Source organism: Enterococcus sp. AZ088, from assembly GCF_051714845.1.
Classification (GTDB): Bacteria; Bacillota; Bacilli; order Lactobacillales; family Enterococcaceae; genus Enterococcus; species Enterococcus faecalis.
On sequence record NZ_JBIOSQ010000001.1, the window covers coordinates 1,881,761 to 1,907,354 of the forward strand.

Annotated in this window: 19 protein-coding genes and 1 riboswitch; of the genes, 4 read left to right on the top strand and 15 right to left on the bottom strand. The window is 37.4% G+C overall.

Annotated features, from left to right (window positions below; genetic code table 11):
• Nucleotides 1-129 precede the first annotated feature (129 nt).
• A complete protein-coding gene (locus tag IGL17_RS09120; RefSeq protein WP_002356832.1) occupies nt 130-1,191 on the top strand; it encodes a LacI family DNA-binding transcriptional regulator in 1,062 nt (353 codons plus the stop codon).
• 40 nt (nt 1,192-1,231) lie between these two features.
• On the opposite strand, the gene IGL17_RS09125 is transcribed toward IGL17_RS09120, so the two are convergent.
• Both IGL17_RS09125 and lepA read right to left on the bottom strand, forming a co-directional pair.
• Nucleotides 1,232-2,065: a hypothetical protein gene (locus tag IGL17_RS09125; RefSeq protein WP_002369000.1), complete on the bottom strand. Its 834-nt coding sequence runs from the start codon at nt 2,063-2,065 to the stop codon at nt 1,232-1,234.
• Between the two features lie 278 nt (nt 2,066-2,343).
• Nucleotides 2,344-4,182 carry a translation elongation factor 4 gene (gene lepA / locus IGL17_RS09130; RefSeq protein ID WP_002362887.1) on the bottom strand — a complete coding sequence of 613 codons (1,839 nt, stop codon included), beginning with the start codon at nt 4,180-4,182 and terminating at the stop codon, nt 2,344-2,346.
• Between the two features lie 246 nt (nt 4,183-4,428).
• Between lepA and IGL17_RS09135 the strand changes: the two genes are divergently transcribed.
• Complete coding sequence (locus IGL17_RS09135) at nt 4,429-5,649, top strand: GNAT family N-acetyltransferase (protein WP_002356813.1); 1,221 nt, start codon at nt 4,429-4,431, stop codon at nt 5,647-5,649.
• A gap of 23 nt (nt 5,650-5,672) precedes the next feature.
• Complete coding sequence (locus IGL17_RS09140) at nt 5,673-6,152, top strand: nucleoside 2-deoxyribosyltransferase (RefSeq protein WP_002362157.1); 480 nt, start codon at nt 5,673-5,675, stop codon at nt 6,150-6,152.
• 36 nt (nt 6,153-6,188) lie between these two features.
• On the opposite strand, the gene clpB is transcribed toward IGL17_RS09140, so the two are convergent.
• From clpB to IGL17_RS09200, 12 genes are all read right to left on the bottom strand, one after another.
• Nucleotides 6,189-8,795: an ATP-dependent chaperone ClpB gene (gene clpB, locus IGL17_RS09145; protein ID WP_438760173.1), complete on the bottom strand. Its 2,607-nt coding sequence runs from the start codon at nt 8,793-8,795 to the stop codon at nt 6,189-6,191.
• Between the two features lie 273 nt (nt 8,796-9,068).
• Nucleotides 9,069-9,440: a DoxX family protein gene (locus IGL17_RS09150; protein WP_002359784.1), complete on the bottom strand. Its 372-nt coding sequence runs from the start codon at nt 9,438-9,440 to the stop codon at nt 9,069-9,071.
• Nucleotides 9,441-9,631: 191 nt separating this feature from the next.
• Nucleotides 9,632-14,281: a WxL domain-containing protein gene (locus IGL17_RS09155; protein ID WP_438760175.1), complete on the bottom strand. Its 4,650-nt coding sequence runs from the start codon at nt 14,279-14,281 to the stop codon at nt 9,632-9,634.
• A gap of 33 nt (nt 14,282-14,314) precedes the next feature.
• The gene (locus IGL17_RS09160) at nt 14,315-15,376 is read right to left on the bottom strand and encodes a DUF916 and DUF3324 domain-containing protein (protein ID WP_029679973.1); all 1,062 of its coding nucleotides are present in this window, start codon (nt 15,374-15,376) and stop codon (nt 14,315-14,317) included.
• 386 nt (nt 15,377-15,762) lie between these two features.
• Nucleotides 15,763-17,058, bottom strand: coding sequence for an adenylosuccinate lyase (purB, locus tag IGL17_RS09165; protein ID WP_311792433.1), 1,296 nt, complete (start codon nt 17,056-17,058; stop codon nt 15,763-15,765).
• Nucleotides 17,059-17,100: 42 nt separating this feature from the next.
• Nucleotides 17,101-18,216 carry a 5-(carboxyamino)imidazole ribonucleotide synthase gene (gene purK / locus IGL17_RS09170; protein ID WP_002384262.1) on the bottom strand — a complete coding sequence of 372 codons (1,116 nt, stop codon included), beginning with the start codon at nt 18,214-18,216 and terminating at the stop codon, nt 17,101-17,103.
• A gap of 327 nt (nt 18,217-18,543) precedes the next feature.
• Nucleotides 18,544-19,863 carry a nucleobase:cation symporter-2 family protein gene (locus IGL17_RS09175; RefSeq protein WP_002382793.1) on the bottom strand — a complete coding sequence of 440 codons (1,320 nt, stop codon included), beginning with the start codon at nt 19,861-19,863 and terminating at the stop codon, nt 18,544-18,546.
• A 2-nt stretch (nt 19,864-19,865) separates the two neighbouring features.
• A complete protein-coding gene (locus IGL17_RS09180; protein ID WP_002356804.1) occupies nt 19,866-20,447 on the bottom strand; it encodes a xanthine phosphoribosyltransferase in 582 nt (193 codons plus the stop codon).
• Between the two features lie 154 nt (nt 20,448-20,601).
• A riboswitch (purine riboswitch) is annotated at nt 20,602-20,699 on the bottom strand.
• 146 nt (nt 20,700-20,845) lie between these two features.
• On the bottom strand, nt 20,846-21,532 hold the full coding sequence (locus tag IGL17_RS09185) for a hydrolase (RefSeq protein ID WP_002356802.1): 687 nt from the start codon (nt 21,530-21,532) through the stop codon (nt 20,846-20,848).
• A gap of 19 nt (nt 21,533-21,551) precedes the next feature.
• Complete coding sequence (locus tag IGL17_RS09190) at nt 21,552-22,193, bottom strand: glycoside hydrolase family 73 protein (RefSeq protein WP_002366997.1); 642 nt, start codon at nt 22,191-22,193, stop codon at nt 21,552-21,554.
• 99 nt (nt 22,194-22,292) lie between these two features.
• The gene (locus tag IGL17_RS09195; RefSeq protein WP_002384259.1) at nt 22,293-22,472 is read right to left on the bottom strand and encodes a hypothetical protein; all 180 of its coding nucleotides are present in this window, start codon (nt 22,470-22,472) and stop codon (nt 22,293-22,295) included.
• Nucleotides 22,473-22,531: 59 nt separating this feature from the next.
• Entirely contained in the window at nt 22,532-23,056 is a 525-nt protein-coding gene (locus IGL17_RS09200) for a hypothetical protein (RefSeq protein WP_002382789.1), read from the bottom strand.
• A gap of 166 nt (nt 23,057-23,222) precedes the next feature.
• Here IGL17_RS09200 and IGL17_RS09205 point away from each other — a divergent pair, with 166 nt between their 5' ends.
• Nucleotides 23,223-24,182: a Gfo/Idh/MocA family protein gene (locus IGL17_RS09205; RefSeq protein ID WP_016618164.1), complete on the top strand. Its 960-nt coding sequence runs from the start codon at nt 23,223-23,225 to the stop codon at nt 24,180-24,182.
• A gap of 46 nt (nt 24,183-24,228) precedes the next feature.
• Here the strand turns inward: IGL17_RS09205 and asnS are convergent, their stop codons facing one another.
• Nucleotides 24,229-25,581 (bottom strand): asparagine--tRNA ligase, encoded by a 1,353-nt coding sequence (gene asnS, locus IGL17_RS09210; protein ID WP_002376912.1) that lies wholly within the window; start codon nt 25,579-25,581, stop codon nt 24,229-24,231.
• Nucleotides 25,582-25,594 lie beyond the last annotated feature (13 nt).

Here is a 25,594-nt window from a genome sequence, read left to right on the forward strand (position 1 = left end):
GTATATTTTTTTAGTCAAAAAATCAATAGTTTTTGCTAAAAAAAAGTAAAAAAAGCTTTTTCTTGCTTTTTTTTACTAAAAAGAAATATACTATATGCTATAATAGTACTTGAGAAGGAGGCATTTAGAATGGCAACTATCACAGATATCGCAAAAGTCGCGAATGTTTCAATTTCAACTGTATCGCGAGTTCTGAACTATGATCCAAACTTATCCGTTACAGAGGAAACCAAGCGAAAAATTTTTGAAGCAGCAGAAACCCTGAATTATACGAAATATAAAACTAAAAATAAAAACAAACAGCAGGAGCAACTGACACCTAACCTTTCCGTACAAACAGCTCCGCAAGAGCCTTCGATTGCCGTCGTTCAGTGGCGTTCAGATGACGAAGAACTAACGGATATTTACTATATGTCGATTCGTTTAGGCGCTGAAAAACGGGCCGAAGAGTTAGGTTACAATATTCTAAAAGTTTCTCAATTGGAACAACATAACCTTCAAGGGATTGATGGCATTTTGGCAATTGGTAAATTCACTCAAAAGACGCTACAAGAGTTGCAGCAACTGCATCCAAACCTTTGTGTAATTGGCAGTAATTTCCCATTGGAAGAATTTGATTCTGTAAATACTGATTTTTATCAAGCAACCGAGATTGCCTTAACCCATCTTTTGGAATTGGGCCACGAAAAAATTGCCTTTATTGGTGCCGAAGAAAGCGAAAATATGTATGGTTTCCGTCGTTATAAAACGCCGACAACCAATGCTTATCTTGACATTATGCAGCATTATCACTTGTTTAACGAAGATTATTTTATCTTAAAAGAAAATGGCATGTTGGATGTCAAAACGGGGGAACAATTGACAGAAGAAGCGTTAGAGAAATGGGGAAATGATTTACCTACTGCGATTCTTGCTTATAACGACGCCTTTGCAATCGGTGTGATACATACGTTAGCCGCACACGGTATAAAGGTTCCTGAAGAAATTAGTGTCATGGGGATCAATGATATCTCTATTTCTCAATATGTCTCACCACCGCTATCCTCTGTCCATGCCTTTACTGAAGAAATGGGCGAGACAGGCATTAATTTATTGCACAAACGAATTCAAATGCCTAGCATTCCTCGTAGAGTCCTGTTAAACACAGAATTGGTTGTCCGCCAATCGACAACTAGCCCACGCCAGAAATAAAAAATAAGGACCGCTCCTATAAAGGAACCGTCCTTATTTTTTATTTGTTTTGACCAAATAATTCAATTTGTGTTAATGCTGGAAATGGTGATGGTTCATCTGCTTGAATTAACTCTGTTAGTATCACCCACTCCGCTGCCCGTTTCGCAAAGGTAAAGCTCTGGCGTTGCTCAGTCTTAACAGTTTTAAAAACTTCATGTGTACCGTCGGAAAATTTTAAAGTCACTTGTTGCCAATAATTATCATGGGGAAAGTCCGCTCGTAATGTTAAGATCACTTTATCCAACAAGACTTCACGCCCAAATTCAATTTTTAATGCGGCATCTAATTGCTGATTAATCCCCCATGATTGATAAGGATACGGCCCATGATAAAGATTAGCAAAGGTACCGTCAATCGCATTGCAAGCAAAAAAAGTGGCATCATTTCGCGTTTCCACGTTGGCAGATGCATGAGGATACGCACCAGTAAAATGTTGTAAATCATGTGGATTTAACGCCCAATTACGATAACTCTTAATTTCTTCTTTAGTGGCAATACGCACACTTATATAAGGTTTCTTGGTTTCAAAACGATACGCTGCTCGCGCTTCGATAGCGTTTTCATTTTTTATGATTGGAAACGTCCATTTTTGTTCTGGAACATAAATCAAACTGCTATCAAGCGTAGCATCTAACTTCACCATTAAATAAGTATTGGGCGTATCTAAACAAACTTGAATCACATCGCCGTCTTGTAATTGACAATCCCGAGCAGCTAAACAAACAAAATCTTTTCCTGTAATAGTTAACTCTTTCAAAGAATCTGAATCATCTATCTTAGCTTTTCTAACTTCTTGTTCTTGATTTAAAATCGATAATGAAATACACGTCATATGCTTCCCTCCTAGTTTTACCTTTATTATATATTATTTTAGTAAATTAATCTATTTTTTACTAAAATAATAGCTGATTAAAGAATAAATGTTTAGATCAAAAAAATAAAAAGACTTTTCTTAAAAGTCTTCTTTTGTTCAAACTGATTATCTTAAGAGTTAAAAAGTGGGACATAAGTTGAGCCGACCCCCAAAAGTTAGATTTCTAGGTCTAACTTTTGGGGGTCGGCTCAAGTCGAAATGACTAATGTCCTACTTTCAATAAAAAAAGAATAAATTTATGATTTTTTCTGATCATCTTCATCCATTTTCAGAACCGCCATAAAGGCTTCTTGAGGAACTTCCACGGATCCAATTTGTTTCATCCGTTTCTTCCCTTCTTTTTGTTTCTCTAACAATTTACGTTTACGAGAAACATCGCCACCATAGCATTTAGCCAGTACGTTTTTGCGTAAGGCTTTAATATCTGAACGAGCCACAATTTTTTGACCAATCGCCGCTTGAACTGGGACTTCAAACTGTTGACGTGGAATTAGTTTTTTCAGTTTCTCAACAATCGCTTTACCACGCTCAAATGCGAAATCTCGGTGAACAATAAAGCTTAAAGCATCCACTTTTTCAGCATTTAATAGAATATCCATTTTTACTAGACGGCTGGTACGATAGCCAGCCATTTCGTAATCTAAGGATGCATAGCCTTTTGTACTTGATTTCAATTTATCGAAAAAGTCAAACACGATTTCAGATAACGGAATTTCATAAACTACGTTTACACGATAATCGTCTAAGTAATCCATTGTAATGAATTCGCCACGTTTACGTTGTGATAATTCCATTACTGCTCCTACATAATCATTTGGCACCATGATTTGCGCTTTAACATAAGGTTCTTCCACAGATTCAATCGTTACTGGTTCTGGAAATTCAGCTGGGTTGTCAACAACAACGGTTGTTCCGTCAGTTTTATTAACGTGATAGATTACAGACGGTGCTGTTGTAATTAACTCTAAATTAAATTCTCGTTCCAAACGTTCCTGAACAACATCCATGTGCAGCAAACCTAAGAAACCACAACGGAAACCAAACCCTAAAGCTTGCGATGTTTCCGGTTCAAATTGTAACGCCGCATCATTTAATTGTAATTTTTCTAATGCTTCCCGTAAATCATTGTAGCGCGACGTATCAATTGGATATAAGCCACAATAAACCATTGGATTCATTTTGCGGTAGCCTGGTAGTGCTTCTGCTGCTGGATTGTCGGCCAAAGTCACTGTATCCCCGACCCGTGTATCTTGAACCGTTTTAATGCTAGCGGTGATATAACCCACATCACCAACCATTAAATAATCACGAGCAATTGGTTTCGGTGAAAAAACGCCGACTTCTGTTACATCAAACGTTTTACCGTTACTCATCATTTGGATTTTATCCCCAGGACGAACGACACCGTCAATTACACGGATGTTTAAAACGACCCCCCGATAACTATCGTAAATAGAGTCAAAAATCAAAGCCTTTAAAGGAGCCTCAATATCGCCTGATGGAGCTGGTACATACTCCACCACTTGTTCTAAAATATCTTCAATCCCAATCCCTGCTTTTGCACTTGCTAAAACAGCTTCCGATGCATCAATTCCAATTACGTCTTCAATCTCTGTCCGAACACGCTCTGGATCAGCGGCGGGTAAATCAATTTTATTAATAACAGGTAAAATTTCTAAGTCATTATCCAATGCCAAATAGACATTTGCTAGCGTTTGCGCTTCAATTCCTTGCGCCGCATCAACAACTAGAACAGCCCCTTCACAAGCTGCCAAGCTACGAGAAACTTCGTAGGTGAAATCGACGTGCCCTGGTGTGTCAATCAAATGGAAAGTATAGGTTTCACCATCTTTGGCTGTATAGTTTAATTCAATTGCGTTTAATTTGATGGTAATGCCGCGTTCTCTCTCTAAATCCATTGAATCAAGTAATTGATCTTGCATTTCTCGACTGCTAACTGTATTTGTTTTTTCCAAAATCCGGTCGGCTAAAGTTGACTTCCCATGGTCAATGTGGGCAATGATCGAGAAATTACGAATTTTCTCTTGTCTTGCTTTCATTTCTTTATTGTTCATTTTTTGCCTCATTTCTTTTAAGAAAAGCTAGCTCCCTGCTAGCTTCATCAATCAATTGTTATATTTTAGTTGCCTTTTTTATCAAATTATCATGTTTAAAGGTCTAGGATAATCAGCACTTTTCATTATACCAATTTTTGAAGAAGATTTAAAGCACTTCCCTTTTATTCTTTTGGTTTCGAAAGGCTAACAGAGTTTCGAAAAATTTGGTATACTAAAAACAGTAAATTTATTGGAGATGGAAAAATGGATGAACAAGAATTTCGAAAGCAACTGACCTTAAAGCCTGTTGAGGAAGAACACATTGATCAATTTAATGAACTTCTTTCCTATGTTTTTCAAGTAACTGAAGCGGATATTGAAGAAAGTGGTTTTGAAAACAAACGCGCATTTATCAAATCAAAACAACCGATTTTAGAACTTTCAAAAGTATTTGGCTGGTTTCACGAAAATCAATTAATTTCACAAATTGCTATCTATCCATGCGAAGTCAATATCCATGGTGCTTTGTATAAAATGGGCGGCGTTACTGGTGTCGGTACCTATCCTGAATATGCCAACCACGGTTTAATGAAAGACTTGATTCAAACAGCATTAGAAGAAATGCGCCAAGATAAACAGTGGATTTCTTATCTTTTCCCTTACAACATTCCTTATTATCGACGTAAAGGTTGGGAAATCATGTCCGACAAGTTATCTTTTAAAATTCGGGATACGCAATTACCAAAAACCGTTCCTGTTCCAGGAATGATTGAACGGTTAGCTGTCGATCACCCAGACGTCTTTGATGTCTATGCGCGATTCGCTCGTCAAAATCACGGCGCGCTCATTCGTAGTGCCTTCAACTGGGAAGAATATTGGCGTTTCGAAAACGAGGAAGAACGGACTGCTGCTGTCTATTATGGTGCCAATCAAGAACCTTTAGGAGTACTTTTCTATTGGGTGGCCGATGAGGTATTTCATATTAAGGAAATGTTTTACTTGAACCAAGAAGCCCGAAATGGCTTGTGGAATTTTATTACTGCGCATTTTTCGATGGTTTATTGGGTCAAGGGCGATATCTATAAAAACGAACCATTAGCCTTTCTTTTAGAAGACAGCCAAATTAAAGAAAGTATTGAACCCTATTATATGGCGCGAATTGTTGATGTCAAAGCCTTTTTAGAAAACTTTCCTTTTGAAAGTACAGCTAAGCCCTTCCATTTTGTCGTTAAAGATCCTGTCGCTGAGTGGAATAATGGTATTTTTGGCTTAATTTGGGATGAAAATGATCAAGTAACCATTACGGATGAACCTTTAGGCACCGCCGTTCACTTAGATATTCAAACACTAACTTGTTTAGTCATGAATTACCGACGCCCTTCGTACTTACATCGAATTGAGCGCATTGATACAGATAAAGAAACTTTAAATTCTTTGGAACGGATTTTTCCTGACCAAGAAGCTTATTTCAGTGATTATTTCTAAACCCTTGGATTGGAGACAGACAAATGACAAAAATTTATTTTGCAGGACCTTTATTTTCGCAAGCTGACTTACGTTATAATGCCTATTTAGTCGAACAAATTCGACAATTGGATAAAACAATCGATCTTTATTTACCACAAGAAAATGCGGCGATTAACGACAAATCTGCTTATGCCGATAGTAAAATGATTGCCTTAGCAGATACAGAAAATGTCCTTGCTAGCGATTTATTGGTTGCTTTATTAGACGGCCCAACCATTGATGCGGGCGTAGCTTCCGAAATTGGTGTTGCTTATGCCAAAGGAATTCCGGTGGTTGCCCTTTACACAGACAGCCGCCAACAAGGTGCTGATAATCACCAAAAGCTTGATGCTTTGAACGAAGTCGCTGAAAATCAATTCCATTATTTAAACCTTTATACAGTTGGTTTGATTAAATTGAATGGTCGGGTTGTTTCTTCAGAAGAGGATTTGTTGGAAGAAATTAAGCAACGATTGTCATAATAAAAAAAAGAACGAGCGAATTCGCTCGTTCTTTTTTTATACTTCTTCTATCGGTTCATTTTCAAAAACTAATTGATTGTCTAATAGACTAATCGTGACTTTTGTTTTTGGCATTACTCGACCAGAAACAATTTCTTTTGCTAATGGTGTTTCGACTTCACGAGTAATGAAACGTTTTAACGGACGAGCTCCATAAGCTGGCTCATACCCATTTTCAGCAATCCATGTTTTAGCTTCATCAGTGATTTCCAACACAATTTCTTGTTGCTCTAAACGATGAGCAAGTTGTGCGGTCATTTTACCAATGATTCCTTTCACATTATCCAAGCTTAATGGTGTAAATAAAATAGTATCATCAATTCTGTTTAAGAACTCTGGTTTAAAGTGTCCTTTTAGAATATTCATGACTTGATTTTCAACTTCTTCTGGAATTGTTCCTTCAGGTGTCACACCTTCCAATAAAAGCTGAGAGCCAATGTTACTTGTCATAATTAAAACCGTATTTTTAAAATCAACGACCCGACCTTTAGAATCTGTCAAACGACCATCATCTAAAACTTGTAATAAGATATTAAAAACATCTGGGTGCGCTTTTTCAATTTCGTCTAATAAAACAATTGTATATGGATTTCGACGAACAGCTTCTGTTAACTGACCACCTTCTTCATAACCAATATAACCTGGAGGGGCCCCAACCAAACGAGACACGGCATGTTTTTCCATGTATTCACTCATGTCAATCCGTACCATATGATCTTCAGAATCAAACAAATCTTCAGCTAAAGCTTTAGCAAGTTCTGTTTTACCAACACCAGTTGGTCCTAGGAAAAGGAACGAACCAAGTGGGCGATTTGGATCTTGTAAGCCTGCTCTTGAACGAATCACCGCATCACTAACAGCATCGACGGCTTCATCTTGACCAATCACACGTTTGTGTAATGTTTCATTCAGTTTCATTAATTTTTCTCGTTCGCCTTCAACTAATTTTGTCACAGGAATGCCGGTTAAACGACCGACCACTTGCGCAATTTCGTTTTCAGTAACCGATTCTTGTACCATTTTAACGTTATCTTTGGCGTTCTTTTCTTCCAATTCTTTCAATTCATGTTCTAATTGCGGAATTGTTCCATGACGCAAAACAGCAGCTCGTTCTAAATCATAATTATTTTCAGCATCTTCTAATTCGTGTTTTGCTTTATCAATCTCTGCACGTTTATTGGAAACCGCATTAACTTCTTCTTTTTCCGTTTCCCATTGCATTTTCATTGAATTGGCTTCTTCACGCAAATCTGCTAATTCTTCTTGCAAGTTGGCTAACCGTTTTTTACTTGCATCATCTGATTCTTTTTTCAAGGCCGCTTCTTCAATTTCTAGTTGCATTAACCGACGTGTTACTTGATCGAGCTCTGTAGGCATCGAATTCATTTCCACTCGAATCGTTGCGCTTGCTTCATCGACTAAGTCAATCGCTTTATCTGGTAAGAAACGATCAGTAATATAGCGATCGGATAAAGTAGCGGCAGCAACTAAAGCATTGTCATGAATATTCACGCCGTGGTGAATTTCAAATCGTTCTTTTAAGCCACGCAAAATAGAAATGGTATCTTCTACTGTTGGTTCTTTGACTAATACTTTTTGGAAACGACGTTCTAAGGCTTTATCTTTTTCCATATATTGGCGATATTCATCAAGCGTTGTGGCACCGATTAAATGCAATTCACCACGTGCTAGCATCGGTTTTAATAAATTCCCGGCGTCCATACTGCCTTCAGTTTTACCAGCTCCGACGATATTATGAATTTCATCAATGAATAAAATGATTTTGCCATCACTTTTTTTCACTTCTTTTAAAACAGCTTTTAACCGTTCTTCAAATTCGCCACGGAATTTTGCTCCCGCAATTAAGGCGCCCATATCTAAAGAAAAAATAGTTTTATCTTTTAAGTTTTCGGGAACATCTTTACGAACGATTCGTTGTGCTAATCCTTCAACAATCGCTGTTTTACCAACACCTGGTTCACCAATTAAGACTGGATTATTTTTAGTTTTTCTTGATAAAATCCGAATAACGTCACGAATTTCTTCGTCACGACCAATGATTGGATCTTGTTTTCCTGCTTTTACTTGTTGTACTAAGTCAACACCGTATTTTTCTAATGCTTTATATTGTTCTTCCTGGTTTTGAGAAGTCACACGATCTCCTCCTCTCATCTCTTCAATATTTTTTCTTAACTCTTTTTCCGTAATGCCTTGTTGCATTAAATATTTTGTTAAACGATAATTTTTCAATTTCATTAAAGCTAAAAGTACAATTTCGGTTGATAAAAATTCATCTTGGAATTCTTCTCGAAGTGAATCAGCTTCTTGCAATAAATGGAACAAATTTTGACTTAAATTTTGACCATATTGCACATTACCGCCCGCCACACTTGGATATTCATCTAACGCGTTATCTACTTCTCGTTCAAATGCGTCAACATCTAAACCAGCATCTGTGTAAAAATTACGTCCAAAATGGTTTGGTTGAAGAAAAATTTTCCATAAATGTGCGACATCAATTTCTTGATGTTGCCGTGTCACCGCAACTTTTTGAGCTTCAGCAATCGCCTCTTGTAGCGTTGTTGTCATTTTTTCAATATTCATAAACGATCCCTCCCGTTTATTGTTTTGTCTTTTTTTTATTTTAACATTCTTTACAATTATTATTATCCGACTTTTGATGGATTTCTTCAAAAGTTAAGGTATCTGTAAACCTTATAAATTTATTATACTCCATTGGTCAGTAAAGGTCAATAAATAAATTGACCTTTTTTGACCTTTTTGATAAAAAAAAACCTAAAACAGTTAAATATCACTGTTTTAGGGCTTTTTTCGCAATAACAACTAGTTTGACTAACTCTTTATTGCTTTGATTTATTAAAAATAAAGTTTTAACGTAAGATACTTTTTATCGGCATAGCTAACCAAAATAGCCAAACTGGTTATTGCTAAAAATAATTCGTACTCATAACCACTAAAACCACTTGCCAAACCAAAAGAAAAAATAGCTCCGACTAAAACTGCTATGAATCCTACTGATACCAATGGAATTAAAAAACCAATAATCATAAATAATCCACCAATTAATTCAATTGCTGCTACACCATAAACAAAAAGACTTGGCAAACCAATACTAGCAAAAAACGCTAAAGTATCTTCCAATGACGTTACTTTCATCACTCCATGAATTAGCATCGTCACCCCTAGCCAAATTCTAATCACTTGAATGCCTCGCTGTTGTTTATCCATACTTCTCCTCCTTTGTTTGCATTTAATAGTTAATGTAACTATCGAAGTTACATTATAAAGGATAAATCGAAAAAAGTATAGAAAAAAACAAACGTATTTAACAATACGTTTGTTTTTTAATATTCCTGTAAAACTTAGAAGCGTTTTTTCTTAATACAATTAACTTTCCTTCTAAGTAAATCATACTAAGATTAGACTACATCGTCCAATGACCAAGTTACTGTCGATTGATATACTTTTGATATTTCTCCTACATTTGCAGGCACAGTTAATTTTATCTCTTCAAAAGGAAAATATAGTTGCCAAGTTCCACTTCCTTGTGCTCCAGTTGCTGTGATTATTGATTGGGCTGTTGCACCCGATCGAAAAGCTTGAGAACCTAACATCGGTCCATTGGTAAAACCAGTCGTTACTGATTCCTCGGCTGTATTAGCATATTGAACTTTTTGAAGTTGAGTGTCCGCAAAGTTCAAGGTAATTCCTTCTCCTTGTGGTAAAGATTTACCAGTTTTATCTTTAAATTCAGATAAACTAACGTTTAATTTCCAACCTGTACTAGTTGGTCGATTATCTTCTAGACGTAACATAAAACCAGCTTGTTGTAATTCGGGACTTCCGACATAGCTTGCTGAATTTAGTCCATAACTTTTTGCCGTTGGCGAAATCGTTTGTTTGCCAAAATCAAACGTACTTGGCGTCCCCATCAATACAGGTCGTTGCCCACTCCATTTCGCATATAAAGTTACAGTCCCATTATTAGTAGCAGTTAATGTCGAAATTATTTGTTTATCCGTATAGACAACTGCACTTGTCCGTGTCCTTGACCAACCAAGGAACGTATTACTCTCTTTCGTAAAGGTGTTGGCTGGTAATGGCTTGCCTGTTCCATAAATAAAACTAGCGTTAGGCATAGTACCAGTTCCCCCATTCGCATCAAACTTTACGGTATAAGCGTTCCCCTTCCAAACAGCATAATAGGTCTTAGCTGAGGCATAATTAACGAGAGGGTTTGTTGTAATATCTGGTGTTGTGGTACTGGCTGTTGTAGCCAAACCTTGAAAAATATAGCCTGTTCTTGTTGGCTTCACAACCGTGCTTAAATTAACTACTGTCCCAAAAGTATAGGCTTTAGCAGCCGTACCACCCGAGCCCCCATTGGCACTAAAAGTCACATTCACTGAGATTGGTTTCCAAATAGCTTTCAGAGTTATTTTTGTGGTAGTTGACGTAGACGTAAAGCTAATCGTTGCTCCCGGTTGATATTTTTTGGTTGGTGTTTCAACATCTTGCCATTCTACAAAAGTATAACCACTAAGCGTTGGTTTGGCTGTTGGAATGACAATTTTGCCGGCATCATTCACATCTAACTGGATTGTTTGCGGAGAAGGTAAATCTTTCACTCCACTTCCAGGAACTGTAATACTCGGTAAATTTTGTTCATAGGCTACTTGAGCAAACTCTGTGCTAAAGGTAATTTCATCACTAACTGCTGTTAAAGTGGCTCCTGCTTTAGCTTCTTTAGCAGAATATTGAAATTGGTTAATCGCTTTTTGATTCTCTGCATCTGGCACTAAAAAACTCATAATCGCATCTAATGTCTCACTTGGTTTGATTGTCGTTGCGCCAAAATCGACATAGATTGCTGTGATTAAAGCTGAATTAGCGGGTTTAGTTGTAGTGAACCCTAAACTGGTTAGTTTAGTGGCATTCCACGCTTGCAAATCATTGTTAGCATAACTAGGCAATTGTGAGACAGGCTTAGTTGTATAGTAAGTTTTGGCTGTCCCATTATTACTGGTCAAGTTTGTAAACCCGATGCTGCCTGTTGAACCACGACCATCGCTAGAAGAAGGTAAAATATTATACAAGCGAACGTTATTGAAGTTTGTATTTCCAGAATTTTTAATGACCGTTTGCATTTGCGGGGTGCCTTTGCGGTCTACCGCAAAGATATTCGTATTTGACCAAGCTTGCGTCGCGGAGCCACGAGCATTAGTAGCGCTGTCTAACTTAGAAGAATCCACTACAGAAAAATCGCTATTTAAAGGAGATGAGTTGATCACGTAGCTATTTTCGTTCGTGTTGTCTACACCGATTTTTTTAGCCTCTGCAGCAGATAATTGACCAAGTACACCATGAAAGAAATCAGTTGGCTTAGGGCTACTATAGGCGATATAAGGAATTTGATAGCTTCCAGAAGCAGCTGAACTATCCACTACAAATTCTAAAGGAATTCGAAAAACACTAGCCTTCCCCCTTACTTTAGATTTATAAGCCGTGCTGGACGTCTTAAACCGATAATAATTGTAAGTTGTGTCATTTATAGCTAAAGTTTCAGCGGTCACCGAAGCTGGATAGGTAACTTGATTACTCTCATCAATAAAATCTTTTTTCGTAGTCGCTTTTAAACGTAATTGTTTGGGAACTTTAATTGTAATAATAGGATTCTCCCAATCCCCCAAAGAAGTATCTGTATAGTAGCCATAATTACTCCCGACTATTTCATAGTTAATCGTGTCCCCAGGCAGTTTATTTTCCCTATTAACACTGTTAAAGCTAACACCAGTACTTAAAGCTACACCTTTATTATAATAGACTACATTATTGTTTAATTTAAGCTCTGTAGGAGTCCCTGTTGCATCTTGATACTGCATCGTGGCTCCAAAGGTGATTGGATTAGTTTTCTTAGAAAGCGCTGTCCCATCTGGCCACTTCCCAGTCGGCCAACTTTTAATGCCATATTCAAGAATCATTCCGTTCCCTGGAGGTAACGAATTGGGGGTTGTGCCATCGGTTCCCATAGGAATAATATCAATGGTTGAAATATACTCATTGGTTGCTAAAGTCGGTAAAGCTGGACTAAAGCTACCAGTCTTAGCCGGTGTACTGCTCCAAACAGAACGACTCGTTCCAGTTATGGCATTTTTAATATGATACAAAGGCCGATAATAGGCGGGGGCACTCACTCCATCAGTAACACCATAAATATATAAATCAGTGAAGTTTCCTTTAGCTGAGCCTACAGTTAATTCTTGTAATTTGTATGTCACTCCTTGAATTGATTTAGCGCCAGTATTCTTAATAGTAGCAGAGCGGCTAAATGAACCATAGCCAAAAGTGGAAAAAGTTCCAGCTGTCGCTAAATCGTCTAAGTTATTAACTTTGTTAGTAGAAGTGTTAAAAATTGCATGATATCCTGTTCCTGACAATTGAAAATCTGGTCGAGAACGTTTTGTATAACTTTTCGTAGTGGTAAGCGTATTTATTTTTCCATTCAGGAATTTTACTTTCATTCCAAAATTAACAGAAAAAGTACTCCCTTCTGCATACGTTTTATTCAAAGTAACCCTTGTGTTAGTATAGGCTAAATCAATTCGAGTTGCTGGGTTTTCTAAAATATTTGGTGAGAGAGTTACTAATTTTTGATAGTACCGAGTAAAACCCGCTGGCACACTAGGGTCTTGTGCATTTGTGACCCCGGTTTTTAATAACGCATTAGCTAAAGTTCCCGTTAATGTAGCTCCTGTGGGAATTTCAACATACACTTGATGCTCATAATTAGGGTCTAAATTCGCTCTAGCTAAATAATTAAACCGATAAGAGTTTGTCACAACAATATCACCATCAAAATAATTGTCATCACTAGGAACTGCGTAACCAGAAAGCACATATGAAGCACTAGAAACAGCCACATCAGTTTTTAACACTTTATTTGCCGCTGAACTTGCTATTTGTGTCCCCGTATTATCAAATACCTTCGCTTGGAGATTATTCCACACGATTTGTTCAGGTGGGATTTTGGCATCATAGACATTATTAAATTTAAAACGTAAATTAATCGTCTCTAAAGTTGTCTTGGTTTCTTTCAAGCGAATAATTAATTTTTTATTGGCCGTATCATTTACATACGAAGCCACAATGGAGTTAGCACTAGGTGTACTAGGTGTGACCAACGAAAAAATCGGTTCTGTACTATCAAAGTCTTTAAAAATCGGGTCACTTTTACTTGGATAAAAGCCATAAGGAAGCTCAATCGAAGTACCAGTGAGGCCCGCTTGGCTGATGGAAACTGGTAAAGAAACAGTTAAGTAATCTGGTGCTGTTCCTGTCGCAGGGTCAGTATATGTACGATAAGTGGCTGGTGCAGTCAAACCGACCGTAATCCCATTCGCTTTAGCGGCAATGTTTTTAGACTTAACGACGGGGTTGCTTTTTTCATTTTCCTTTGTTTGCTTCTGCTCACTACTCTTCTGGGTCTCTTGTGGCACTACTACTTGCTCTTTCACAATCGTCACGTCTAAATTATTAGCCAACGTTTCTTGGTTTTTATCTTTGACTGACAAGGTAAAGGTTCCTGCTTTTGTTGTCGTTAACAGCAAGTAACTCTCCCCCAACTGGGCTAAGTCTCTTAAAACCAAGCTATGTTGTTCTTGATTATAAGAACTATGCTCCTGCAATTGTTGGTTCTTTTGGGGATTATATTGAATTTCCTGAGGCAATTGGATTTCCGCCCAAGTTACATTACTAGTTATTTTTAGATAAAAATCCGCTCCGGCAGTTACTTGACGTTCTGATTCTTGTTGTGACCAAGTAAAGGAAACAGTTTCTACTTCTTTCGTTGCTTCAGTTGCTTGAGTTTTTTCAATTGAAGAATCGGTTGTTTCAGTTGTTTCTATCGTTTGCTTGGACGGTTCTGATAGCTTAGGTAATGAATCTTCAATAATTTGTTGCATTTCACTCGTTACTGTTGTTGACTCAGTCCCCTCAGCTAAGCCATTAATTGGTAAAATCATCGTGCCTAATAATATGACACAGATTAGATTAGTCATTTTCTTGTTCATAACCAACACCTGCTTTTCCTTTTTATTTCTTTACTATTTAGTTCTACTCTTTTTAAGGTAAAAATAAATGCTAACTACAACGAGGACCATTGCACTACTCCCCACTAACAAAAACGGTTGCCTTTTTGCTGAAGGTGTATTCGTCGACCATTGTTTTATTTGCGTTTGTGTAATTGTAAAATCTTTTCGCCACTGCCATTCGCGATTACCAGCGCTTACTTGGCTGTGAACAGTATAAGTTCCCGCTGGCAGGACAACGTCATTCAATGGCAGATCCATAGCTAATAGCGAATTAGGTGCCACTGTCACATCTGCTTGTACTTTTTTTAGTAACTCTTTTGTCTGACCTTTTTTGGTTAACCAATTGGTAATTGTTGCTTCTTTCATAACTTTTGGTTGCCGATTTTGGTATGTTACTTGAACCACAGGTTGGCCAGCACTGATCGTTGTACCAACTTTTTTTAGTTGCAATTCTGCTCCTTCATCAAATGGTTGTTTATCTTCTGTCAACATGACGGAAATAGTATACGCATAGGTTGATGTAAACTGATTACTTGTTAATGATTCATCCTCTAATTGTTTAATAAACCGTAATGCGCCTAATTTAACTCCAGAAAATGGCTCTTTGGGTATTTTGATTTCATAATTCACTATTTTTTCTTCAAAGTTTTTTACAGTGACCGTAGCTTCCTTATTTTGCAAATGAACAATTTGTGTGATGGAATTTGTCAAACTAGAATCTAGTTTGGGGCTCGTCTGCGTATAGTCAATCTGTCCTTCCGTTCCGTTCACTGCATCATGAATACTTAAAGCGACAGTTACGGGCTCTTTTTGCAAACTTCTGATTTTCACTTGAATAATCTGCTGACTACTTGGCTGAACGCCTAAATAAAAATAAGTTTGGTTCTTATCTAGCTGATTATCTGGTATCACACTTTCAACTGTGAAACCCGCCAGTGGCTGTGGCTCTGGTTGTTGGGATAAAGCAACTTCGAAGCGTAAAAAGATTAGATAACAGCTAACTATAAAACAGAGATAACAGAATATTTTTATTCCATTCCCCGTCGTTTTATTTGGGACTTGTGACAATTTCATTACAATCAACTTTCCCTCCATTCTTTTAATAATTATCGTTAATAGACTCATTATAGCTAAAGATACACAAAAAAAAATTTTGAATTTTTAAACCCATAATTAAAAAATGATATATGCTTATCCTATAAGGGTTTGATAGCGCTTTACACCTATGAAAACACCTAAATTCCATCTTTTTTTGAAAATATCTCCTTTATAATCTAAAGAAAAACCAAACAAATAGCGAGAAAACGTCAAAAGGTAAATAAATGAATTATACCTTTTGACGTTTGCTCGCTAAAAATTAATACTTTTTCTTCTCATTTCTACTAAATAACTTTTCAACTTTTTTTCTGAAAACAAAAAAAGCGCTCAGGAAGAAACTGTTTTTTCCTGAACGCTCTTTTTTATCCTAAACCAACACGTTCAAAAATCGTGTCAACATTTTTTAAATGATAATGATAATCAAAGGCATCATCTAGCTCTTCTTTTGATAAGACAGAAGTAATTTTTTCATCCGCATCTAGCAACGGACGGAACGCCGTTTGATGATCCCATGCGTAAGCTGTTTTTGGTTGGACCAGATCATACGCTTCTTCACGTGTCATGCCATGATCAATCAATTTTAACAAGACACGTTGGCTATAAATTAGTCCATAGGTCGCATCCATGTTACGTTTCATATTTTCTGGGAAGACCGTTAAGTTTTTGACAATATTACCAAAACGATTCAACATGTAATTTAGTAAAATCGTCGTATCGGGAATAATAATCCGTTCAGCAGACGAGTGAGAAATATCTCGTTCATGCCATAAACTCACATTTTCAAAGGCAGTAATGACATGACCACGAATCACACGTGCCAAACCAGTCATATTTTCAGAACCAATTGGATTCCGTTTATGCGGCATTGCCGAAGATCCTTTTTGTCCTTTTGCAAAAAATTCTTCTACTTCATGCGTTTCTGATTTTTGTAGACCACGAATTTCTGTTGCAAATTTTTCAATACTTGTCGCAATTAATGCCATGGCAGAAACATATTCTGCATGTAAATCACGTGGTAAAACTTGTGTCGAAATCTCTTGAGCACGGATCCCCAAATGTTCGCAAACATATTCTTCAACAAATGGTGAAATATTGGCAAAGGTACCTACGGCTCCACTGATTTTACCCGCTTCAACACCTTTGGCTGCATGTTCAAAACGTTCAATGTTGCGTTTCATTTCAGAATACCACAACGCTAATTTCAAACCAAATGTAGTCGGTTCTGCATGAACACCATGCGTTCTTCCCATCATGACCGTATGTTTATACTCTTTGGCTTTGGCTCCGACAATCTCCGTAAATGTTTGTAAATCTTTCCGTAAAATATCATTCGCCTGTTTCAATAGATAACCATAGGCAGTATCCACAACATCTGTGCTGGTTAACCCATAGTGTACCCATTTTCGCTCTTCACCAAGCGTTTCTGAAACGGCACGAGTAAAAGCGACAACATCATGACGTGTTTCTGCTTCAATTTCTAAAATACGTGCAACATCAAATGATGCATTTTCTCGGATTTTTTGTACATCTTCTTTAGGAATTTCGCCAAGTTCTGCCCAAGCTTCATCCGCCAAAATTTCAACTTCTAGCCATGCCTTGTAGCGGTTCTCATCTGTCCAAATTGCGCCCATTTCGGGTCTTGTATAACGATCAATCATTGTACCTTATCCCCTCTTTACTCCTCAATTTTTGAAAAATAATTACGACCAAATCTTTGTTTCTTTAATTTCTTCCAGTGTTTCATCGATTTCTTTGGTTAATATAGTAATATGCCCCATCGCTCGTTGCGCTTTTGCTTCACTGTGGCCATAATAGTGGAAATGCCAATCTGGATGTTCATTAATAATGTCCATCGTTTCATAGGCCTCATTTCCAAGCACATTGACCGTGACTGCTTCAGACAACAGTTGAATCGTTGGCATTGACCAATTACATAAACCACGAATATGCGTATCATATTGGCTAAAAGAACAAGCATCTATTGAAAAATTCCCAGCATCTTCTGGACGAGGTAAAATTTTATTTACATAAATCCCGCCTGTTTCTGTATAAAACATTTCAATTGAAAGGGTGCCGACTAAACCAACTGCTTTAGCAATCACCTTAGCAATTCGTTGCAACTCGCCACTGACTTCGTCATCAATTCGGGCTGGCGCAATCGTTTCATGTAGCTTACGCTCTTTTTTAATTGTTTCCACAACTGGAAATGTCGCAAATTCGCCACGACCATTACCAGAAATCAGAACAGATAATTCTTTTTCGTAAGGAATCCAAGCTTCCAAGACACAGGTTCCTTCTCTCAGAAGATTCATGGATGGCGCTAAGTCTGACGTACTATGTAGTACATAGCGACCTTCCCCTCGCGTATTCTTCAAGATACACGGGTAGCCAATGCCATCAATTGCTTCTTGAATATCAGTCGGACTAACAATCGTTGCATAAGGGGCAATCACAATATTATTATCTTCCAAGAAACTTTTTTCCATTAAGCGATCTTGCGTAATCGCTAAAATGTCTGTTCCTTGTGGTATATTCGCTAAATGTTGAATCGCTGTTAACGCATCAACATCTGCATGTTCAAATTCATACGTAATCACTTGGGCACGTTTTGCCAATTTCTCTAACGCTTCAGGATCATTATATGCTCCTAATAATTGCCAATCGGCAACTTGTGCAGCAGGACAATCAATTTGTGGATCTAGCACACCCACTCGAAACCCCATTTCTCTTGCACTAAGGGCCATCATTTTTGCTAAATGTCCGCCACCAATGATACCAATCACTTGACCAGGTAATAGTGGTTTATCCAAGTTCATCACAACTTTCCATCACAGTTTTATCCTTAAAATCCTTCTGCGGTTTCTCGTCGCAGTCTAGCCTTTAAGAGTGCTCTTTTTACATGATACAAGGAAAAAGGCTCAACTTCAAGTGCCAGCAGTGTTTCCATTAGGTTTTCTCATCAGAATTTATTAACATACTTTAGGATAAAACAGCGGTAACTTACTACTCGTCTCTTTGTAACCAAGCTTTTTTCTCTTATTCTCTTCAAATTGATGAAAACATTAAATTTTTCTAAACGATGATTAGGTCAAAAAAGTATGAAAGAAAAGCCACCTGACCTTATCTATCATACTTTTTTGAAACTATTCGTTACTTTCTGAGGTTTCTTTTAAACCATTGAATAAAAGATTTAAAATAATTGCGGTAATGCTGCTCATGACAATTCCATTACCAGTAAACATGCTAACAGTTTCTGGTACTTTATTAAAGAGCGTCGGCATAATATTAAAGCCTAAACCAAAGCCAATCGAGATGGCAATAATTAATAAATTTTTGTCATTTGAGTAGTCAACTTTTGACAACATGCGCATTCCTTGGACAGCCACCATTCCAAACATAACCAGCATTCCGCCGCCTAAAACTGGCTCTGGGATAATTTGGGCCATCGCACCAATTTTTGGTAATAAGCCTAAAATAATTAAGAAAAAAGCAGAAAAATAAATTGGTCGACGTGTTTTGATCCCAGATAATTGAACTAACCCGACATTTTGAGAGAAACCTGTATAAGGAAACGTATTAAAAATCCCCCCTAAAATGACGGCTAAACCTTCTGCATGATACCCACGACGTAAATCATCTTCGCCAATTTTCTTCCCTGTAATGTCTCCTAAGGCAAAATAAACACCTGTTGATTCAACCATACTAACAATTGAAATAATAATCATCAACACAATAGAAGAAAGATCAAACGTTGGTTTGCCAAAATAAAATGGCTGTGGAAAATGAAACCACGTAGCTTGACCAACAGGAGATAAATCCACTAATCCCAGAAACGCAGCTAAAATTGTGCCGCCGACTAGGCCGATTAACACGGCAATTGACTTGATAAAGCCACGTCCCCAAACTTGCACAACAATGATTAAGGCAATTGTTACAAATGCGAGGAGCAAGTTTTTAGGATCACCAAAACTTTTGTCCGTTGCTAAGCCGCCACCCATTTTTTCAACAGCAACAGGAATTAAGGTCAAACCAATAACTGTAATGACTGTGCCGGTGACTAAAGGCGGAAATAGACGTTTAATTTTTGAGAAAAATCCTGCAATAAGAACGACAAAAATGCCCGAAGCAATAATTGAACCGTAAATTGCACCAACCCCTTTGTTCGTACCAATCATGATTAAAGGCGCAACTGCTTGAATGGCACAACCTAAAACGACTGGCAAGCCAATCCCAAAAAACTTATTCACCGTTAATTGTAAAAGTGTCGCAACGCCGCACATAAAAATATCGATTGAAATTAAATACGTCATTTGTTGCGAATCAAAATTCAAGCCGGTTCCGATTAATAAAGGTACGGCAACTGCTCCAGCATACATCGCTAATAAATGTTGCAATCCTAAAACGGCGGCTTTCCCATTTGGTGTTTCCGTCTGTTGTGGTGTATTCAATTGTTTTGTTTCCAAGATTATGCATCCTCCTCTAAAAACGTCACCGTTCCTTCACTTAATGAAGCAATACGCGCTAAAGAGACTACATTTAAGCCCATGTCTTCTAATAACTGACGACCATCTTGGAATGATTTTTCAATTACGATACCAATTCCTTCAACCTTTGCACCAGCCTGTTGGCATAATTCTACCAACCCTTTGGCAGCTTGTCCGTTAGCTAAAAAGTCATCAATAATCAACACTTTATCAGCATCAGATAAAAATTTTCTTGAAATGGAAATTTGACTTGTCACTTGTTTTGTAAATGAATAAACTGAAGCCGTTAAGAGCTCTTCATCCATGGTTAAACTTTTTGCCTTACGAGCGAAGATCATTGGCACACCTAATTTTTGCGCTGCGTATAAGGCAGGAGCGATTCCTGATGCTTCAATTGTAATTACTTTGGTAATGCCTGCTTCTGCGAAAACCTCAGCAAAACGATTACCCATAGCCTCCATTAATTCTGGATCCACTTGGTGCGTAATAAAACTATCTACTTTTAAAACACCTTCACCTAATACACGGCCATCATTTTTGATACGTTCGACTAATTCCTTCACAATATGAACTCCTTTACTTATTTTTCGATAGATGCTTTGTTCTCATCCTGAGGAAAGGACGGTTCGTTAAAAACGAACGAAATAAAACAAAGTGCTATTTATATTCGTGTTCTAACAAAAGAAAAAAGCCCATTTTGCCAAAGCAAAAAAGGGCTATCCGCTCTTCTTCACTTATAGACCAGCATTTACGGTGCTGGGTAGAGACGGTCAACCGTATTTTGACCTTATACAAGCTTCTATGTTTCTCTAGGATAGTACAAAAATCTCTAACTTTCAATGGTTTAACAACTTTTTTTCATTAGAATTTTCAAATAATTGGTTCATTCTTCCATTGTTCCGTAAAAGCGAACATTAAATAGCCAAAAACGCTTTGGCAGGATAGACTGCCAAAGCGTTTTTTATTCTTCATCGGTTGCTTTTTCTTGTTCACGATATTTTTTCATTTTTTTGCTGAATAATTCACCGTTACTAGGGGGCGTATATGTAATAGCATTCGCTCCGGCGATAATGGTTTCATGAATACTCGATTCAGTTGGTCCTCCTGTTGCAATAATCGGTAATTCTGGATACTTGCCACGGAAATAGCGTACGGTGGCTGCAGTGTCTTTTCCTGCACTGATATTAATCATATCCACGCCAGCCGCAAGTTTTTCATCAATTGGCGTATGAATAGAAGTTACTGTGCTGATAATAGGAATATCGATTGCTTCATCCACCATTTTAATTGTTTCAATTGGTGTAGGACCATTCAAAACGACACCCATTGAGCCTTGTGCTTCTGCAAATAAACTCATATAAGCAGAACGCATGCCTTGCGTTAAACCGCCGCCGACTCCTGAAAAGACAGGAATATCCGCTGCTTCAATAATGCCTTTTGTAATCGCTGGATGCGGTGTAAAAGGATATACAGCAATCACTGCCTGTGCATCCGTATTGCGGATAATCGCAATATCTGTCGTAAAAATAATTGATTTTATTTTACGGCCAAAAATTTTAATGCCACTGGCTTGCCGAATAATCTCTGGCATTTTTACAATATCTTGTTTCAGCGGCGTCATAATTTCTGGAATCCACTTTTCGCTCATTGTCATCGTTCCTCCATGCTTAACGGTCGTATTTATTTAAATTGTATTCTTCAATTACATGAATGATCTTATCAGCGTATGTAGGATCCGTTGCGTATCCAGCATCTTGAAGCGCTTGTGCAGCCTCTTTATAATTTTTGGCTAACAAGACTTTTTCATATAAATTTGGATCCCAATCGACCCCATCAACAAATAACTTGGTATGATCTCGCATGGATTCTTCCCAATTGTCATAAACTCGAAAATCACCCTGAATCGTAATCCAGACCTCATTGACATACTCTTTTGTTTCTAAATTGACTTTTGGTTGATTGCCATATGCTTTAATCCCAAAAAGATTGTTATATTTCGATGCTAATTGACTTTGTCCAAAATTTGATTCTAAAACTGCTTGCCCCATAATAATACTTGGTAACACCCCGTAAGATTCTTGTAATTCACGTGCATACGGTGTGATTTCAGCAACAAATTCTTCTTTTGAGATGTTTTCATTTTGGCGATTGACTGACTCGCTTTGTCCCTTATCTGAATCAGAAAGGACAGATAACGAAAAGACAAAGGCCAAACCGACGACAACTACGCCTAAGAATAACTTTGGCAAATTCAGCTGCTTTTTTCTTTTTTTCTGATAGTTGCTCACTTCATTAATTCCCCACTTCATCTTTTATTTTCCGATAAAATGTTTCATTATCTTTCACTTTCGTGATTGATTTCATTTGTTACTATAACCGAATAATTGTATCATTTTCACAGAAAATTATCAACTTTCATCACTGCTTACGCTCGTGATTTCAGTACTTGATTCAGTGGTAGCAGTTGAAGAAACTGTACTACTTTCAGAAATTTTAGTGGATGATTTCACTGTTGTTTCAGTTGATGTGTGAACAGATTCTTCAACTGGCTTTTTGCCAAAAAAGACAAAAATTACCGCACCAAACATAATAATCACAGATAAAATCCCAGCAATTGTGTATTTCAAAAGACCATCCTTCCTATTCGTTATTCACCTACGTAAGTATCCATCAGATTTTCGTTGACCCAATCTAATAATTCAACTTTTGAACCTTCCAATTGTCGTTGAATCGTAGCTGGTAACCGGAATGTAATAATATCATCAAAACCCCATTCGCCATAGGCCAGCGTCACTTTCAAATCAATATAACCAGCAGCAATTTCTTGTTCCTGTTTATTGTTAGGAATCAATTCTACAACGCCCAAATCAGATTGTAACCATTTTTTGGCAATTGTTGTTTTTAACCGTTTATATTCCGAAACAGCTAGGTTACGTTTTTCCGGAAATAAGATGGTTTGGCGGAGTATTTTTTGAGTCAGCATCCACTCATAATCCGTAAACAAATTCTTAATTTTTTGCATGACTTCATTGTCCAAACCAAATTGGCCTTCTTTCCAAGCTTGCCAATCGGCTGCTTGAATTTGATAAGCGGAGTAAAAATTTTCTTCTGTTTGGTACTGTTCAATAATTGCGTCAACAATAATATCTACATAAACTTGATGCATAATCATTCGCCTCCATTTTCTATTTTACTGAAATTCTCTAAAAAAAGCATCTTTTTATCTCTGGATTTTATCATATTTACAAAATTGTCCTTGTTTTCTAATTTCTCTTGTTTACAGTATAATAAATAATGAAGAAGATTTGAAGAAATTGCATAGATTAGGAGGACTTCTTTTGACAAAAAAAATATATCAATGGGGCATCGTCGGATTAGGTGGGATTGCCCACGAATTTGCTTCAACGTTTAAACAAGAAACTAGCCAACTTGCAGCTGTTGCTTCGCGGACATTGACTAAAGCAGAACAATTTGCCGCTGATTATTCAATCCCTAAAGCCTATGGTTCTTATGAAGAATTGCTAGCAGATGAAACAATCGATGTTGTCTATATAGCAGTGCCAAATAAACAACATGCTGAACACATTTTAAAAGCGCTCCAGGCCGGAAAACATGTGTTGTGTGAAAAAGCTATTACGATGAACGCGGCAGAATTAAAACAAGCCTTGGCAGTTGCAGAAAAAAATGACCTTATTTTAGCAGAAGCCATGACTATTTTTAACATGCCACTATACGACGAATTACGTCGCTTGATGGATGCTGGCAAATTTGGTCAGTTAAAAATGATTCAAGCACCATTTGGAAGTTACAAAGAACCCGATCCTAAAAATCGCTTTTTTAATCCTGACTTAGCAGGCGGCGCATTGTTAGATATTGGTACTTATGCGGTTTCGTTTGCTCGTTGGTTTCTCAGCTCACAGCCAGACGTTTTAGCTTCTAGCATGGTTCCCTTCTCTACTGGCGTTGATGAACAATCGGTGACATTGCTTCGGAATAAAGAAAATGAGTTGGCTACTATTTCATTAACATTCCAAGCAAAAATGCCAAAGCAAGGAATTGTTGCTTTTGAAGATGCCTATATTACCATTACAGATTATCCACGTGCAGATGAAGCAATCGTTCACTACAATGACGGTACGGTTGAGACCATCGTTTCTGGGTACTCAGCTGAAGCCATGAATTATGAAATCTACAATATGGTTGAAGCAATCAAAGGTACACAACCCAACCGCTCCTTATTTTTCACGACAGAAGTCATTGATATTTTGGACCAGATGCAAAAATTATGGCAGAATTAAAAAAAGAACTTCGGCTTTTGCCGAAGTTCTCTTTTTTATTTGTTCTCTATGGATAAATACGGTTTAACATACGTGGGAACGGAATCGCTTCACGAATGTGTTCATTACCAGTAATGAACGTAACAGCACGTTCTAAACCTAATCCGAAGCCAGAATGTGGCACAGAACCGTATTTACGTAAATCTAAATACCAGCTGTACTCTTCTTCTGATAAGCCAAACTCAGCTACTTTTTCTTTCAAATAATCATAATCAGTTGCACGCTCTGAACCACCGATAATTTCACCATAACCTTCTGGTGCAATTAAATCGGCACAAATTACAACATCTTCACGTGTTGGATGTGGTTTCATATAGAAGGCTTTAATTGCTTTTGGATAATTTAAAATGAATGTTGGAACGCCATAGTAATTTGAAATAAAGGTTTCATGTGGGCTACCAAAGTCTTCGCCCCATTCAATGTGATCATAATCATTGTTTGCTTCTTCTTTTTGTAATAACTCAATCGCATCATCGTAAGTAATACGTTTGAATGGTTCCGAAACATATTTTTCCAGTAAAGCTGTATCACGTTCTAAAACATCCAATGGATATTGTTGATTTTTCAATACTGATTTAATTAAATGTTTTACGTAGGCTTCTTGAATATCTAGTGATTCTTCATGAGTTGTGTATGCCATTTCTGGTTCAATCATCCAGAATTCCGTTAAGTGACGACGAGTTTTGGATTTTTCCGCACGGAAGGTTGGTCCAAAAGTAAAGACTTTTCCAAATGCCATCGCACCAGCTTCTGCATATAATTGACCTGTTTGTGATAAGAATGCTGGTTGTCCGAAGTAATCTGTTTCAAATAATTCTGTTGTGCCTTCTGGTGCTGAGCCTGTTAAAATTGGGCTATCAATTTTAATGAATCCTTGTTCGTTAAAGAACTCGTAAGTAGCACGAATAATTTCGTTACGAACTAACATGATTGCATGTTGTTTGCTTGAACGTAACCATAAATGACGATGATCCATTAAGAAATCTGTGCCGTGTTCTTTCGGCGTGATTGGGTAATCTTCTGAAGCGCCAACGACTTCTAAATCAGTGATATCCATTTCATAGCCGAATTTAGAACGGCTATCTTCTTTGATAACACCAGTAACCATGACCGCTGTTTCTTGTGATAAATGTTTAATTTCTTGGAATTTTTCTGTACCAGCTTCTTCACCAAAGGCTTCAATGAAGTTTGGTTTGAACACGACACCTTGGAAAAAGGCTGTCCCGTCACGTAATTGTAAAAAGGCAATTTTTCCGCTTGAGCGTTTGTTAGCAATCCAAGCGCCAATTTTTACTGTTTCTCCAACATGTTTGTTTGAATCAATAATTTGAATTTGTTCCACGTTTGTCTCTCCGTTCATTTCTTAGTTTATT

Bases quoted from the DNA above. Each gene is read 5' to 3' on its own strand.
- IGL17_RS09120 (WP_002356832.1), top strand. From the start codon at position 130: ATGGCAACTATCACAGATATCGCAAAAGTCGCGAATGTTTCAATTTCA.
- IGL17_RS09125 (WP_002369000.1), bottom strand. From the start codon at position 2,065: ATGACGTGTATTTCATTATCGATTTTAAATCAAGAACAAGAAGTTAGA.
- lepA (WP_002362887.1), bottom strand. From the start codon at position 4,182: ATGAACAATAAAGAAATGAAAGCAAGACAAGAGAAAATTCGTAATTTC.
- IGL17_RS09135 (WP_002356813.1), top strand. From the start codon at position 4,429: ATGGATGAACAAGAATTTCGAAAGCAACTGACCTTAAAGCCTGTTGAG.
- IGL17_RS09140 (WP_002362157.1), top strand. From the start codon at position 5,673: ATGACAAAAATTTATTTTGCAGGACCTTTATTTTCGCAAGCTGACTTA.
- clpB (WP_438760173.1), bottom strand. From the start codon at position 8,795: ATGAATATTGAAAAAATGACAACAACGCTACAAGAGGCGATTGCTGAA.
- IGL17_RS09150 (WP_002359784.1), bottom strand. From the start codon at position 9,440: ATGGATAAACAACAGCGAGGCATTCAAGTGATTAGAATTTGGCTAGGG.
- IGL17_RS09155 (WP_438760175.1), bottom strand. From the start codon at position 14,281: ATGAACAAGAAAATGACTAATCTAATCTGTGTCATATTATTAGGCACG.
- IGL17_RS09160 (WP_029679973.1), bottom strand. From the start codon at position 15,376: ATGAAATTGTCACAAGTCCCAAATAAAACGACGGGGAATGGAATAAAA.
- purB (WP_311792433.1), bottom strand. From the start codon at position 17,058: ATGATTGATCGTTATACAAGACCCGAAATGGGCGCAATTTGGACAGAT.
- purK (WP_002384262.1), bottom strand. From the start codon at position 18,216: ATGAACTTGGATAAACCACTATTACCTGGTCAAGTGATTGGTATCATT.
- IGL17_RS09185 (WP_002356802.1), bottom strand. From the start codon at position 21,532: ATGAGCGAAAAGTGGATTCCAGAAATTATGACGCCGCTGAAACAAGAT.
- IGL17_RS09190 (WP_002366997.1), bottom strand. From the start codon at position 22,193: ATGAAGTGGGGAATTAATGAAGTGAGCAACTATCAGAAAAAAAGAAAA.
- IGL17_RS09195 (WP_002384259.1), bottom strand. From the start codon at position 22,472: ATGTTTGGTGCGGTAATTTTTGTCTTTTTTGGCAAAAAGCCAGTTGAA.
- IGL17_RS09200 (WP_002382789.1), bottom strand. From the start codon at position 23,056: ATGATTATGCATCAAGTTTATGTAGATATTATTGTTGACGCAATTATT.
- asnS (WP_002376912.1), bottom strand. From the start codon at position 25,581: ATGAACGGAGAGACAAACGTGGAACAAATTCAAATTATTGATTCAAAC.